The 14210-nt window shown below is 68.7% G+C and carries 14 protein-coding genes; 11 read left to right on the forward strand and 3 right to left on the reverse strand.

The window, feature by feature from the left end; translation table 11 throughout:
- Positions 1-39: 39 nt before the first annotated feature.
- The 11 genes from mbhE (at position 40) to ACYU7L_RS12115 (ending at position 10579) form a co-directional block, all read left to right on the forward strand.
- Positions 40-2778, forward strand: coding sequence for a hydrogen gas-evolving membrane-bound hydrogenase subunit E (gene mbhE, locus ACYU7L_RS12065; RefSeq protein WP_056885380.1), 2739 nt, complete (start codon positions 40-42; stop codon positions 2776-2778).
- On the forward strand, positions 2775-3131 hold the full coding sequence (locus tag ACYU7L_RS12070; protein ID WP_056885379.1) for a sodium:proton antiporter: 357 nt from the start codon (positions 2775-2777) through the stop codon (positions 3129-3131). Before mbhE ends, ACYU7L_RS12070 begins: the two co-directional genes overlap by 4 nt.
- Positions 3128-4702 (forward strand): monovalent cation/H+ antiporter subunit D family protein, encoded by a 1575-nt coding sequence (locus ACYU7L_RS12075; RefSeq protein ID WP_068324859.1) that lies wholly within the window; start codon positions 3128-3130, stop codon positions 4700-4702. Before ACYU7L_RS12070 ends, ACYU7L_RS12075 begins: the two co-directional genes overlap by 4 nt.
- Positions 4699-5082 carry a Na+/H+ antiporter subunit E gene (locus ACYU7L_RS12080; protein ID WP_082807516.1) on the forward strand — a complete coding sequence of 128 codons (384 nt, stop codon included), beginning with the start codon at positions 4699-4701 and terminating at the stop codon, positions 5080-5082. Before ACYU7L_RS12075 ends, ACYU7L_RS12080 begins: the two co-directional genes overlap by 4 nt.
- Positions 5083-5087: 5 nt before the next feature.
- Complete coding sequence (locus ACYU7L_RS12085) at positions 5088-5360, forward strand: monovalent cation/H+ antiporter complex subunit F (RefSeq protein WP_218005560.1); 273 nt, start codon at positions 5088-5090, stop codon at positions 5358-5360.
- Positions 5357-5683 carry a monovalent cation/H(+) antiporter subunit G gene (mnhG, locus tag ACYU7L_RS12090; RefSeq protein WP_068324857.1) on the forward strand — a complete coding sequence of 109 codons (327 nt, stop codon included), beginning with the start codon at positions 5357-5359 and terminating at the stop codon, positions 5681-5683. Before ACYU7L_RS12085 ends, mnhG begins: the two co-directional genes overlap by 4 nt.
- Positions 5684-6545: 862 nt before the next feature.
- Positions 6546-6842 (forward strand): hypothetical protein, encoded by a 297-nt coding sequence (locus ACYU7L_RS12095; RefSeq protein WP_159901075.1) that lies wholly within the window; start codon positions 6546-6548, stop codon positions 6840-6842.
- A gap of 159 nt (positions 6843-7001) precedes the next feature.
- The gene (locus ACYU7L_RS12100; protein ID WP_460796840.1) at positions 7002-8231 is read left to right on the forward strand and encodes an IS256 family transposase; all 1230 of its coding nucleotides are present in this window, start codon (positions 7002-7004) and stop codon (positions 8229-8231) included.
- An 81-nt stretch (positions 8232-8312) separates the two neighbouring features.
- The gene (locus tag ACYU7L_RS12105; protein ID WP_460796844.1) at positions 8313-9491 is read left to right on the forward strand and encodes a hypothetical protein; all 1179 of its coding nucleotides are present in this window, start codon (positions 8313-8315) and stop codon (positions 9489-9491) included.
- Positions 9492-9702: 211 nt separating this feature from the next.
- Positions 9703-10011 carry a hypothetical protein gene (locus ACYU7L_RS12110; protein WP_191279119.1) on the forward strand — a complete coding sequence of 103 codons (309 nt, stop codon included), beginning with the start codon at positions 9703-9705 and terminating at the stop codon, positions 10009-10011.
- A 106-nt stretch (positions 10012-10117) separates the two neighbouring features.
- Entirely contained in the window at positions 10118-10579 is a 462-nt protein-coding gene (locus ACYU7L_RS12115) for a YqhA family protein (RefSeq protein ID WP_460796847.1), read from the forward strand.
- 295 nt (positions 10580-10874) lie between these two features.
- On the opposite strand, the gene ACYU7L_RS12120 is transcribed toward ACYU7L_RS12115, so the two are convergent.
- The 3 genes from ACYU7L_RS12120 to ACYU7L_RS12130 are packed head-to-tail and all read right to left on the reverse strand — an operon-like array spanning position 10875 to position 13943.
- Positions 10875-12668, reverse strand: coding sequence for a hypothetical protein (locus ACYU7L_RS12120; protein ID WP_460796849.1), 1794 nt, complete (start codon positions 12666-12668; stop codon positions 10875-10877).
- A 47-nt stretch (positions 12669-12715) separates the two neighbouring features.
- Positions 12716-13075 (reverse strand): helix-turn-helix domain-containing protein, encoded by a 360-nt coding sequence (locus tag ACYU7L_RS12125; RefSeq protein WP_193671128.1) that lies wholly within the window; start codon positions 13073-13075, stop codon positions 12716-12718.
- A 40-nt stretch (positions 13076-13115) separates the two neighbouring features.
- Complete coding sequence (locus ACYU7L_RS12130) at positions 13116-13943, reverse strand: tyrosine-type recombinase/integrase (protein WP_460796853.1); 828 nt, start codon at positions 13941-13943, stop codon at positions 13116-13118.
- Positions 13944-14210 lie beyond the last annotated feature (267 nt).

The following is a 14210-nucleotide window of genomic DNA, read 5'->3' on the forward strand; positions in this document are numbered from 1 at the left end:
CCTCATGTCTGACGACCGCCACAACATCAGGAGGCCGACGTGCTGCTCGCCCTTGGCGCGCTGACGGTCTTGGCCGTCCTGGCTCCGCTCCTGGCTCGCTTGGGTGGGGGCCGGGAGCTCGGCTACGTGTTCGCCGCGGGTTTCGCGGGGGTCGCGATCCTGATCGCGTTCCACGTGCCGCGCATCCTTGACGGGGGCACGGTCGAGACCTCCGTGGACTGGTTGCCGTCGTTGGGGGTCTCGTTCGCCCTGCGGCTCAACGGACTCTCGTCGCTGTTCGCGTTGATGGTGCTCGGCGTAGGCGCCTTGATCATGGCCTACTGCCCTCGCTACTTGAGCTCGCACGATCCCCATGGGGCCATCTACGGACTGCTCACGCTGTTCGCGGCCGCCATGCTGGGGCTGGTGCTTGCCGCCGATGTGGTGCTCCTCTTCGTGTTCTGGGAGGCCACCACCTACTGTTCCTTCCTGCTGCTCGGGCTGGCCGGGGGCCGGGCCACCCGGCCGGCCCGGCGGGCTCTGCTGATCACCGCAGCCGGCGGTCTGGCCCTGCTGGTAGCCGTGGTGCTCCTCACCGTGGTCACCGGGAGCACGGCAATCAGCGACATCCTGGCCGACCGCGAGGTGATCCTCGCGTCACCGCTGGCATTGCCGATCGGCGCCCTGATCGCGTTCGCCGCGTTTACCAAGTCGGCCCAGGTGCCGCTGCACTTCTGGCTACCCGGTGCGATGGTGGCGATGACCCCGGTCAGCGCCTTCCTGCATGCGGCGACGATGGTCAAGGCCGGTGTGTACCTGCTGATGCTGGTATCGCCCATCTTCTCGGGCGTGCCCGCATGGTCGGCGCTCCTGGTCTCGATCGGATTGACCTCGGCGTTGTGGGGCGCCTTCATGGCCCTGCGCCAGCACGATCTGAAGGCCATCCTCGCCCACTCGACCGTCAGCCAGCTCGGGCTGCTGGTTGCCGCCATCGGCGTCGGCACCCCGATCGCTCTTGCCGCCGCCATGCTCCACACCATCGCCCACGCGCTGTTCAAGGCCACGTTGTTCATGCTCGTCGGAATCATCGACAAGGAGGCAGGTAGTCGCGACATCCGGGAGCTGTCCGGGCTGTGGCGGGTGATGCCGGTGACCGCGACGATGACAGCGCTGGCCGGACTCTCGATGGCCGGCATCGTGCCGATGCTCGGCTTCGTGAGCAAGGAATACCTCTTCCAAGGAATCTTCCAGGCCGACTTCGCCCCAGCGGCGGGGCTGGTCGCCGGCTCGATCGCAGTCGCCGCATCGGCGCTGACCACGGCCTACGGGCTGCGCATCGTCTACGGCGCTTTCGGCGGCAGCACTCACCAACCCGGCCTCTACGAGCCGTCGCCGGCGTTCCTGGCCCCTGCGGCGATCGCGGCGTTGGCCGGGTTTGTCCTGGGCGCCGGCATCGACTTGTTGAACCCGCTCGTGGCACGAGCCGGCGCCGATGTCGTGCCTGGCGAGCCATTGGGGGCGTTCCAGTTCTGGCACGGACTCAGTCCTGAGATCGTCATGTCGAGCATCGCAATCAGCTCTGGGCTGATGCTCTTCCTGCGTCGACACCAGGTGGACCGACTGCTCGACCGGGTCGTGGTTCCCGACGCCGGGGCAGCGTTCGACCGGGCCCACGCCGGACTGATTGCGTTCGGATACCGGGTCGGGCAGCCGGACCGCGCGGGCGGGACGATGAGCCACCTTGTCCGGCCCCTTGGTGGCGTCGTTTTTCTCGCGGCAGTCGGATTCGTGACGCTGCGCAACCTCCCGCCGGTGCGACCCGCCGACACGGTGGGTGACTGGGTGGTGGTCGGCTTGTTCGCTCTCGGCGTCGCGGCCGCCGTGGTCGCCCGTGACACCCTCGCGGCCGTTGCTGCGCTCGGGTTCGTCGGCTTGCTGATGGCGGCCCTGTTCGTGACCGCCGGCGCGCCGGACGTCGCGCTGACCCTCGTGCTGGTCGAGGTGTTGACCGCCGTCGTCGTGGTCTGGGTGCTGCGTCGGCTGCCGGCGCGGTTGCCCACCGGGGACGGGCCGCGAGTGCCGTGGTCGGTGCTGCTCGCGCTCGCCTGCGGGCTCGCCGCCGCATCGGCGACGTACGCCCTGACCGGGCGGCGAGGTCCGTCAACCGCCTCGTCGTTCTTTCTCGACAACGCCGAGGCGGCGACCGGAGGCACCAACGTGGTCAACACCATCCTGGTGGACTTCCGGGCGATGGACACCCTTGGCGAGGCAGTCGTTCTCGGCGCGGTCGCGCTCGGGCTGCTCGCTCTGCTCGGCTCCACCGCCGCAGATGATCACACCCCGGAGCCCCCCGCCGACGCCGACCATCTCAGCGCCGCCGCATCGGTGTTCCTCCAAGTGAGCGCACGGCTCGTCGTGCCGGGCGCGGCGCTGGTGGCTGCCTACCTGCTCTACGTCGGCCACGACGCCCCCGGCGGAGGATTCATCGCCGCCCTCGTCGCAGGCGCCGCGGCCGCGACCCACCAGATCGCACACGGACGGCTACCGAGGTGGTCGCGACCTGAGCTGCTAGTCGGGAGTGGGATCCTGGTCTCCCTCGGCACCGGACTGCTGGCGAGCGCCAAGGGCGAGGCTGTGCTGGCGCCGTTCAAGCTGCCCGGACTGGACGCGGTCGGTGTCGGCTCGGCACTGCTGTTCGACATCGGTGTCATGCTCATGGTCCTCGGTATGCTGACGGCCGCCCTCGACCGCTTCGCGGCGCGCACCCACCGGCCCGAGTCGTCAAGGGTGCACCCGTGACCGCGGCGATCATCGTCGGCCTGCTGGTGGCCGGCGGGGTGTGGTTCCTCGCACAACCCGGGCTCCTGCGCGTGATCCTCGGATTCGTGCTCCTGGGCCATGGCGTCAACGTGCTGTTGCTGGCGTCGGGTGGTCTCGATCGCCGCCGGGCGCCCTTCGTCGGCGAGGGTGCCGGGGACCCCGCCGCCTTGGCGGACCCGCTGCCCCAGGCCTTCGTCCTGACCGCCGTGGTGATCACGTTCGGGGTCAGCGTCTATCTGCTGGCGATCCTGCGCGCGGAGTCCGTCGAAGACCCGGACGTGAGCGCAGCAGATGACATGGACGAGACGGACGAACCGAGGGCGGGCCGATGAGCCCGATGCTGCTGGCGCTGCCGGTCTTCGCTCCCTTGGCAGGCGTCGGAATGGTCCTGCTCCTGTCCCGACGCGGCGCGGGCTCGGCGGGTGCCCCGCCAAGGATCGCTCGAGCGGTCGGGTGGGGCGTCACGGTCGTTGTGCTGGTGGCGTCCATGGTGTTGCTGACCTCCGCCCTCGACGGGGACATAGCGACCCTGCGGCTCGGGGGCTGGCCGTCCGGCATCGCGATCGTGCTCGTCGCCGATGTCCTCGGCGCCCTCATGATGGCGGTCACGTCGCTGCTGGTGCTGCTGAGCCTCGTTTTCGCGGCTGCGACAGGCGAGGACGACGGCCACTTCGTCGCGTTGGCCCTGGTGCTCTCCACCGGTGTGTACGGCGCGATGCTCACCGGCGACCTGTTCTCGTTGTTCGTGTTCGTCGAGGTGATGCTGGTTCCGAGCTACGTGCTCCTGATCCGATCCGGAGGGCGGCGTCGGCTGGCGGCCGGACAACGCTACGTCAGCGTCAACCTGCTCGCCTCCACCCTGTTCCTGGCTGGCGTCGGCCTGCTCTACGGCGTCACAGGCACCGTCGACCTCGGCGAGCTGGCAGGTGCTGCCCGCAACCCGGCGGCTGCGCTCGCGACCGCAGTGGTGCTGTTGGCCCTGGGGATCAAGGCCGCGATCGTGCCCCTGCACAGCTGGCTCCCGAGCAGCTACGCCGTGGCCGGCCCCGCCGTGGTCGTCCTCTTCTCCGGTCTTCTCACCAAGGTTGGTGTCTATGCGCTGTTCCGGATCTATGCCGTCGTGTTCGACGGCGACCGACGCTGGTTGTGGATCTTCCTCGTCCTCGGGCTGCTCACCATGGTGGTCGGCGTCCTCGCTGCACTGGGGGAGCGCTCCGTTCGATCTGTGTTGACCTTTCACATGGTCAGCCAGATCGGCTACATGCTGCTCGGCCTGGGGTTGTTCACCACCGCCGGGTTGGCGGCCGGCATCTTCTTCCTCGTCCAGTACGTCCTGGTCAAGGCAGCGCTACTGATGTGCGCCGGCGCCATCGAGGTCCGCCACGGCACCGACGAGCTGCGTCTCTTGGGCGGAATCGGCCGCACGGAACCCGTGCTCGCGGGGGCATTCGGGATCTCCGCACTGGCACTGGTCGGTGTCCCGCCGCTCTCCGGCTTCGTCGCCAAGCTGAAACTCGTGCAGGCAGCCGTCGCCGAGCACCAGTACGCCGCAGTGGCAGCGGTGGCGGTCGTCAGCCTGCTCACCTTGGTCTCGATGCTGAAGTTGTGGAACGCCATCTTCACCCAGCCCGAGCCCCAGCCCGAGTCCCAGCCCGTGACGAGACCGGGTGCTGGCCCGTCGACCGAAGCAACGATCATGGTGGTCCCGTCGCGCTCTGGTCCGATCCTGCCCCCGGCCGGTGCGATCGCGTCGCGGCCGCTGCTGCTGGCCCCCGCGGTCGTCCTGGCCGGGGTGGCGGTGTCGCTCGGCCTCGCTGCGGAGCCGCTGCTCGTTGTCTGCGAGCGGGCGGCCGATGGTCTGGTCGACGTCGGAACGTATGTCGAGGCGGTGACCTCGCCATGACCGGGGCCCGTGCTCCTCGTCCTGTCCGCATGGCTCTGTTCGTGGTGGTCTACGGGTGGCGCTACCTGAAGGCCAACGTGCAGGTCGCAGCGACCATCCTGACGGGCCGGCCCCGGCTCGCGCCGGCCCTGGTCGAGGTGCGGCTGCGGTGCCGGACCGACGCAGAGGTGGCCGCCTACATGGGCTTGATCACCCTGACTCCCGGCACTATGGCCGTCTCCCTCAGTCCTGACCGCGCGCGGCTGATCGTGCACGGCATGCACGCCTCCGACACGACGGCATTTCGCGCAGACCTGGCGCGGCTCGAGGCGGAGCTGCTTGACGCCGTCCGCCGGCTGGAGCGGGGCGGCACGGCCCCCAACGGAATGGAAGAAGGGTGAGTGACGTGGAGCCGTCTCTGGGCTCGGTGCTGGACCTTGCGCTGTTGGTGCTCGCAGGCACGCTCGTCGCGGCCATGGTGCGGATGGTGCGCGGCCCCACCGACGCCGACCGGGCACTGGCGGCCGACGTTGGCTTCGCGGTTCTCATCGCCGCCGTGGCGCTCCTGGCGGCGCGACTCGACGAGCCGACCCTCTACAGCCTCGTCATGGTGGCAACCCTGGCCGGATTTCTCACCACCGTCGCGCTTGCGCGGCTGGTCGATCGGCGTTCGCCGTGAGTGCCCAGGAGCTGGCCGCTGGAGTGCTGGTGCTCGTGGGCGTCGCGCTGTTCGCGAGCGCCGCGGTAGGACTGCTGTGGCTGCCCGACGTATACGCCCGAATCAACGCGGCCGCGAAGGCCGCCGGACTTGGCGTGGTCAGTGTGTTGCTCGGTGTCCTGATCCTCGACCCGAGTCCGGCCTCGGTGATCACTCTCAGCCTCGCGATCGTGCTACAGCTGCTCACCGTGCCTATTGCCGGCATCGCCATCGCCGAGGCGGCCTGGCTCTCGAGAGCCCCTCGGACACCAAGCACCCAGGACGAGCTCGAATCTCCACCCTGAAGGTCGTGCAGCCCGTGAGGGGCGAGTTGGTGGTCGACGAGCGAGTGGGCCAGCGCGGGAACTGACGTAGCCACGCTCGCGGACCCCGACTGATCAGCTCGGCGACCGGGTTCCATAACCGGGACGGGAGAGACCACTCCTGATCACCATCCGGGCAACGAGGCCCGGACCGACGACAACGGTGGTGATCAGCATGGACGACCTACTCATCCTCCTCGGACTGGCTCTCTGGCTCGGCCTCTGGGCGGCTCGTGAGCTCGGCTGGTGCGGTGTCAGGCGCGGGCAGGCGAGCGCAGCGGCACGGCGCAACCGGCGACACTCGTCCCACGGGTCCGTGCCCGAGGGTGGTTCCGACGGCCCGTACGTCGACGCGGCGGGGAGGCGTCCATGATGCTCCTCAGGCTGTCTGGTGCTGCGATGCCCGCGAGCGGCGACCCGTTCCACCCCCACGTGCGACTCCCTGTCTCGGGTGCCTGGTCGCGCACGGATGCTCGACGAGGTCGTACGTCATCTCCAGGCAGGGTGCTGCGTGCACGTGACCCTGACGATCCCGCACCGCGGACTGCTCTCGTTCGTGCGACGGCGCAGCACTGCCACGGCGGACAGCAACCTTCGCGACCGTCTCGAAGACCTCGCGGGGGTTGCGGGACCCGACGCGAGTCGCGTGACGGTGAGGTTCGAACACGAGCCGAGCGCGTTGAGGGGGGCCTGGAGGGCTTGGGCATGGCGGCGCGGCATCGGAGGACCTGGACACCCGCGCTCGAACGAATGTGCGCTCGACACACTCCTGGCTCCGGCCGAGCCCCACCCCGCTGAAACGACGGCCCATCGGGCGAATCGACGCTGCGAGGGCAGGCCCCACGTGCGCGCCGACGCAGGAATGCCACTGTCGTGGGACGTCGTCGATGAGCTCCACCGCTGGGTGTCCGTCGGCGATGAAGCCCACCTGGTGCTGACGGTGCCCCACTCCCCGGTCTCGCGCGACCCAGACCTCCACCTCCTGTGGGAACGACGCATGACACTCGACGTCGCCGACCGCGAAGGGGAGATTGCCCAGCTGTGGCCGGGAACCCCGCTCGTGCGGATCGACATCGTCAGGACCCACCCCACCGCGGGCCGCGTTCGAAGGGCACGCCGGTTCGCCCGGCGGACGCCATGACGGTCAGCGAGCGGCGTACCGCCGCAGTGCAAGGGGTGACGTCCCGTGAGGTGGTGTAGTTCCGGCCGCTGATCGTCGTGTTGACCACGACGTAGGCGGCCACCGTGCAACGGTCAGTGAGTACTTGCGACAGACACTCACGAGAGGACACGAAGCACGATGGCCTTGGACAATGCTGCACTACTCGAGGTGCTCGAAGCCATGCAGGCCGCTGGAGTCGAGGACCGGGTCCGGACCGCAGCGCAGACGATCTACCAAGCGTTGATCGACGCCGAGCTCACCGCTGTGATCGGCGCCGGCCCCTGGGAACGCAGCGACCAGCGCACGGCACAGCGCAACGGGTCGCGGCCGCGGACGCTGACCACCACCGCCGGTGACCTGGAGCTACGGATCCCGAAGCTGCGGACCGGGACCTTCTTCCCCTCGCTGCTCGAGCGGCGCCGTCGGGTCGACCAGGCCCTGTTCGCGGTGATCATGGAGGCCTACCTGCACGGAGTGTCGACCAGGAAGGTCGACGACCTGGTCCAGGCGCTGGGTGGTGCGAGCGGGATCAGCAAGTCCGAGGTGTCGCGGATCTGCGCGGACCTCGATGAGGAGGTGGGCGCGTTCCGGGACCGGTCCCTGGCCGGGATCGACTACCCCTACGTGTTCCTCGACGCCACCTACTGCAAGGCCCGGGTGAACCGCCGCGTGGTGTCCCAGGCGGTGGTCATCGCTACCGGTGTCACCGCCGACGGGCGGCGTGAGGTGCTCGGGTTCGACGTCGGCGACTCCGAGGACGGGGCGTTCTGGACCGCGTTCCTGCGTGGCCTGAAGGCCCGCGGGCTGGGCGGGGTGCAGCTGGTGATCAGCGACGCCCACACCGGCCTGAAGGGTGCGATCGCCTCGGTCCTGCTCGGCGCCGCGTGGCAACGGTGCCGGGTGCACTTCATGCGCAACGTGCTCGCGGTGGTCCCGAAGGGCAACTCCGAGATGGTCGCAGCGGCGATCCGCACGATCTTCGCCCAACCCGACGCCGAGCACGTGCACGAGCAGTTCGAGGTCATCGCCACGATGCTCGGTAAGCAGCTTCCCAAGGTCGAGCAGATGTTGCGCGAGGCCCGCGACGACCTGCTGGCCTTCACCGGCTTCCCGGTCAGCCACTGGAAGAAGATCTGGTCGACCAACCCGCTCGAGCGGCTCAACAAGGAAGTGAAACGACGCACCGACGTCGTCGGGGTCTTCCCCAACCCCGCCGCCCTGCTGCGGCTGGCCGGCGCTGTGCTCGTCGAGGCCCACGACGAGTGGCAGGTCACCGCCGAACGCCGCTACCTGTCCGAACACTCCATGGCCCAGCTGGCCGAGAACACGACCGAGGAGGTGGCCAAGCCCGAACTCATGACGGCATGATCAGAACACTGACCCGCACGGTGTCGAGAACTCCACCACTCAACGGGACGTCACCGTGCAAGGTCCGGAAGGAGAAGGATCATGATCCATAGTGACCGGCGCGGCGCCTCAGTCCACGCTCCCGATATGGAGGATTCGCCCCTCACCACGGTTGCCGACCACGTCGGCGGGGGCGGCCGAGCCATTCCCCGGGACCTCACACCGGAGGCTGCCGCGCATCTGACCGCGGCCGGTGGTTACCCCTGCATCTCCGTGCTGATGCCGACGACCCCGGCTGCACGGATGGCGATCGCGGACCGCGAACGCCTCGAAGGCCTGCTCCTCGACGCCGAGCGACGCCTCGACGACCAACCGTTGGGCGACCGCGAGCGGTTGATGTACGAACTGCGACGACAGGCCCGCATGGCCCAGGACTCGAGCACGCAGAACGCTCTCGCGCTCTTCGTCAGCCACAGCGTGTCGCGAGCCTGGACGCTTCCGGTGGCGGTCCACCAGAAGGTCGTGGTCGAGTCCACCTTCGCCACCCGTGACCTGCTCCGGGCGCTGCACCGGACCCCACCGCACCTGGTCCTACGCGTCGACGAATTCGGAGCTCGCGTGTACTGGGTTGCCGCACGCGTCACGCTGCTCGACACGATTGAGCGTCTCCCCGTAGGCAGTGCGCGGCTGGTGGCCTCGCCGAATCTCGAAAGGCCCTACCCGGGGTCGGGGCTCGGGCTCGGCGCGGAGAGCGAGGCCGACGACCGCAGCGACCTGCTCGCCCGGATCGACCCCTGGATGGCAGGCCTGCGAGCAGAGCGCCCGGCTCCGCTCGTCCTGGCCGGCGACGCGGTGCTCGTGAACGAGCTGAGGAGAAGTGCGCGGTGGCTGCATCGGCTCGCGGGGGCCGTCGTCGGCCCCACGGCCAACAAACCTGACCAGCTGTTCACAGCGACAGCGTTGTGTCTGGAGGACTACCTGCACCGACGGGGTCAGCAGACTCTGGAGACTCTGCGCGAGGCTGCCGTCAACGATCCCGAACAGGTAGTGGCCGGGCTGGACCAGTGCTGGACGGCCGTGGCAAGCCGGACCCCGGGCACCCTTGTCGTCGAGCAGGGCTACGTCCACCCTCGACCGCCCGGAGAAGGTGGGGGGCCTGTGTCCCACGACCTGATTGACGACCTCCTCGAGCACGCAATTCAAGCCGGCAACCTCATCGCCTTCGTCGACGACGCACAGCTGCATGAGTTCGGGGGAATCGCCCTCCTGAGGTCCAGGTGAATGGAGGCCGCAAGGGTGTTCGCCCGTCACGAACGCAGCGCACGAGGTGCGACACACGTGCGCCTACATCCGACATGCCACACGAACAGGAGGCCACGTGAGCGTCAGCCGATCGGGAGCTGATGGCAGTCACCCCACCGACCCCCGACGGCAGTCCACGGCACGCGAGGACTTCTCACCACTGGAACCATCTCGAGACATCGGATGGCTGTTGACCCTGCTGAGCGCAGTGGGAGCGCTGTGGTCCTCGTGGGGGCTGTTCCCCAACGATCCGGTGGGTAACGCCGCTGGGTATTGGGTCTCCGCCGCAACGACCATCGCCATCATCGGCACCATGTGGTTGCGCGCGACCGACGCCTCGTCGGCAGTAGCAGTCACGGCGCTAGCAGGTGGAACACTGCTACTCCTTGGCGCGCTTCGCGACTACCCCACCTCCGTCACCGTCACCATGGTGGGCGGTGGCGCCGGCATCGTCGTGGGCGCGATCATGCAGGTTCGTCACGCCCCCGGAACGCGTTAAGCTCACGCAAGGCCCACGCATTGCTGATCGCCGGGGACAGCCCACCCGCCGCAGACGGAACGCCAGGGCCCACGAGACATCCGCACCCACTGATCAGCCGCCAGGCATGACCAACCTCCAGCCCTGCGGCGCGTCCTGGAATCGACGCAGTATCTGGCCATTTTCGCTTGAGCAGGCGGAAGGCCGTCCAGTTCATGGCAGCCGTGACCTTCGCACTGGCCCACGGGAGGACCCCTTGGTCTACCTCTTCGAGAGCATCGACACGGTCCTCGCCGGTGTTGTGCTGCTCCAAGTGGGCTTGGGATTGTGGGAGCTCTGTGTCGGCGACCTGGTTTTGCCGGAGAGTCTGGCAACCCACACCTTCGACGAACTAGAAGCCAAGGTCGCCGGAACTTTGGTGCTTGTGCTGGTGGTGCGCTTCCTGGAGGAACTCGTCCAGGACCCAGAGCCGCAACAGTTGCTCGGACGGCATCGCGGTCACTCTCGTCCGCGGGCTCCTAGTTCCTCTTCAGGCGCTGGCGCCACTGACCGGCGCCCACCGCCGTTCCAGCTGGAACTGTCCCGATGAGCGATCCGCTTGCGGGACTCCTCCTTCACCGTCCGAGCGACCGGGTCTCAGGAATTTCCTTGGATTTCGGGGGGACGCTGTTTGACCTGTGCAAACGTAACGCGGGCTGCCGCGTCCCCCCGCCCTTCGACGGCCCAGGGGGACGCATAGGGGGACGCTGAGCCGCCACGCTGCGGCCGTGACCAAAGTCAGTGGCGTCAAGGTGTCCGATTCGTGCGCCTCGCGGTTGCTTATCCGTGGCGTGAGGATGTTGCGACGACTCTCGGCCCACGACGCGCGGTACGCAACGACATGGTCATGTCTGGCTTCCGGGGTGATCCGTATACCTCAGGTCGGGGTGCTCGATCGTCTTGAGGTAGCGGGTGGCGCCTTCGACGCTAAGTCCGAAGAGGTCGTAGATGCGGCGTACGTCGCCGCCGGTGGCGTGGATCTCGTGCAGGATGCGGTCCTCGCGCAGGGCGCGCGGGCGGATGCGGCTGTCCCTCCAGGGAAAGGACGGACCGCCGGGGACGAGACGTGGCGCGGTGCGTCGGTTGATGAGCAGGTGCGGGTTCGCGGTGGCCGGCCAAGTGCGGTTGCGGTGGTCGAGCCAGGCGCTCAGCCGTGTCCTCACGGGTGCGGCGAGTGGGATGTCGCGGCCATCGAGGTGGAGGCGGCCGTCAACGATGTCGGTCATCTGCAGCTCACGGACCTGCTTGCCGGTCAGGCCGTGGAAGGCCACCAGAGCGACGGCGAGCGCGACGGCCGGGTTCGGCGAGTCGAGCTCGGCGCGGATCAAGGCGGGGTCCAGCGGCAGCGGGAGGGTCGTCGGCACGCGGGTGAGGTCGATGCCGCGCATGGGGTTGGTGAAGACGAGTCGGCGGCCTTTGAGGATCTTGAAGAGCGACTTCAGGCCGTTCTCGGCGAAGTGGCGTTGGCTGGTGCCGGGAGGCAGGGCCGCGAGGGCGGTCAGGATGTCGTCGGTGCTGATCTCGGCGAACGACTGGCGCCCGGTTTCGACCCATCCCTGTACGACGGGCGCGAGACCTTGGATGTGGATCTCGACGGTCTCGGGTTCGCGGGGCAGCTGGCGTGGTGCTTGTCGGGATCCGCCGAGCATGATCTGGAGCCACAGCTGAAGGTGATTGCGCATCGTGTCCGGGAGGGCTCCGGACGCGATGAACTTGGCGTTGAAGTACCGCTCGACCCGGGTCGGGACGTCCTCGATCAGGAGCCCGGCTTCCGCGAGGACGTCGAGGGTGGATGTGATGGTGCCGTCGTAGCGGCGCAGCGCCACGACGTCACTGGCGCGGACCTTCGCGGTGGGAGTAGGACGCAGGATCTGCAGCAGCCGCAGGGACTGGATCACGGCATTGCGCTGCCTGACGCTCCAGCCATAGCGGCGGGCGTGGTCGGCGACGATGGCCGCGCAGTACCGGGTCAGTTCGCTGTCCTCGACCAGGAGGCGTTGGCGCAGCACCTCGGGGTCGGGGTGCATGTCGAACAGGGTCAGCTGTTCGAGCGCGTGGTCGTCGAAGCTGGTGCCGGGCTGGTAGGGCAGCTGGTTCTTGTTCTTCGTCGACCAGCGATGGTCCCAGCGGACGTAGTCGGGCAGCGGTGTCGCCCGCCGCTTGAAGACCATGTTCGCGAAGAACAGCTGCTGGCTGTCCTTGTTCGTCGCGGCGACGTCGGGTGCTCGGCCGGGTTCCTGTTCGAAGCGGGCATTCTCGAGGCACAGGCGACAGGCTTGACGGTCGCTGACGTGGCTGGTGCGGCCGCAGTAGGCGCAGGTGCCTTTCGGGTAGTGGCTCTGCCACCAGCGACACGACCAGCAGGTCCAGTTGTGGCGGGGGTAGACGCCCCAGGCCAGGCAGCCCTTGCAGGATCCGATGTGCTCGGGGCTGCGGGGATGGCACCGGCTGCACAGGCCCTGGCTGAAGTAGTCGGTTCGTGTGCGGCAGCGGTTGCACGGTGGAGCCGTGAATGGCCCGCCTGGCAGGCACTGGTAGCAGAAGTCGACCCTGGGGCTGGTCCACGCGACGCGGTTGCTCTGGCAGGCGTTGCACTTGGGCGGCAGCCGCAACGCGGCGTTGGGTCCGGGCGCGGGCATCTCGATCGTCTCGTGCTCGTCGTGTCCGTGAGCGGTGGGGGTGCGGGCTACAGCGGTGGGGTCGAGCGGGGCTTGCCGAGCCGCGGTGTGACCGCCGGTGGCGTGCCGCCGTTGCCGTTCGGATCGCCATGGCCGTTTCCGCCGTTGCCGTTGGCTGCGTCGGTGTTGCGGGGACGCCGCGCGGCGACCTTGTCCGGCTCGGTTTTCATCAGGTCGTTCGGGGTGCATTCGAGCACGGCGCAGAGCACGTCGAGCTCTTCGAGGCGCATCGTCGGCGGGGTCCCGGCCCACCACGACGACATCTTCCCGGCGGAGATCTCGAGCCCGGCATCTGCCAGCATCCGCCGCAGCTCTGCGGACTTCCAGATCCCTCGTTCGGCGGCCCGAAGCCGCAGGCTCCACTGCATCTGGATCCTCTCCTTCAGTGCACTAGTCGGGTCAGTTCGATCAGTCGATATGGAGGCCCAGGCGGGCTTCGATGCGGTCGCTCGCGCTGTTCCACGCGCGTTCGATGTGGTCACTGCGGACGTGGAGGTAGCCCGAGGTCGTTGCCAGCCACTGGTGCCCAAGCAGCTCTTGGAGCGCCTTGATGTCCATCCCGGCCGCGTACAGCGACGAGGCGCAGTAGTGCCGCAGCACGTGTGGCGTCATCCGCCCCGACCAGGCAGGGAGCCACAGGTCGACCTGAATCCCCAATGCGCGGCGCAGCGCGTTCGCGCCGACACGTCCGCACCGGTCCAAGTCGCGGTCGAACCGCTCGGACGGGAGCAGCGGCGCGTCCGGGGCGGCCCAATCCTCGCCGTACTGCGGGCGGACCTCGGCCAGCCACCAGTCGATCAACTGGTTCGCGCCGTTGATCGCCGGCACCAGCCGTGGCTTTGGCCCGCGGCCGCCGGAGCCCTTGCCGTGGCGGACGTGGAGCTTGCCGAACTCACCCAGATCGGGGCGCCAGTCGCGGATGTCGAGCATGACGGTCTCGTTGATCCGCAGCCCGAGTCGGCGCCACAGCGAGGCGGCGAAGTAGTCGCGGGCCGCCGGCCGGTACTTGCGCGCCTGCGTGACCGACCCGCGCCACGCGGTGAACAGCGAGTCGATCTCCTCATCCGAGGGCGGCACCCGGACCTTGCCCAGCGACGCCCCCGACTGGCGGTTGAACTCATCGATCGGCTGCTCGACCAAGACACCGGTCGCGCGGCGGATCGTGCCCTCGTAGCGGGCGATCACGAAGTCGTAGAAGCCCGCCAGCGCGCCGGCCTTGCCCGCGCGGGTCGACACGCTGAGTCCCCGCCGGCGCTGCTGGGCCAAGAAGGCGTCCGCGTCCGCGCAGGTGGCCTCCCACAGGGGAGTCGACAGCGAGCGAGCGAACTCGATGACGATCGCCCGAGTCCCCCCGATGTGGCGGTCCGTCAGACCTGCTGCGGACATCGCCAGTGCGTACTGGTCAACGAGCTCCTGCTCGAAGTCCTGGACCGCCTGCGTACCTATCAGTGCCGGCCCAGCAGCGCTGCCACCCGGCAATGCCACCAAGCCCATCAGTCACCA

It is taken from the genome of Nocardioides pacificus (assembly GCF_054775955.1).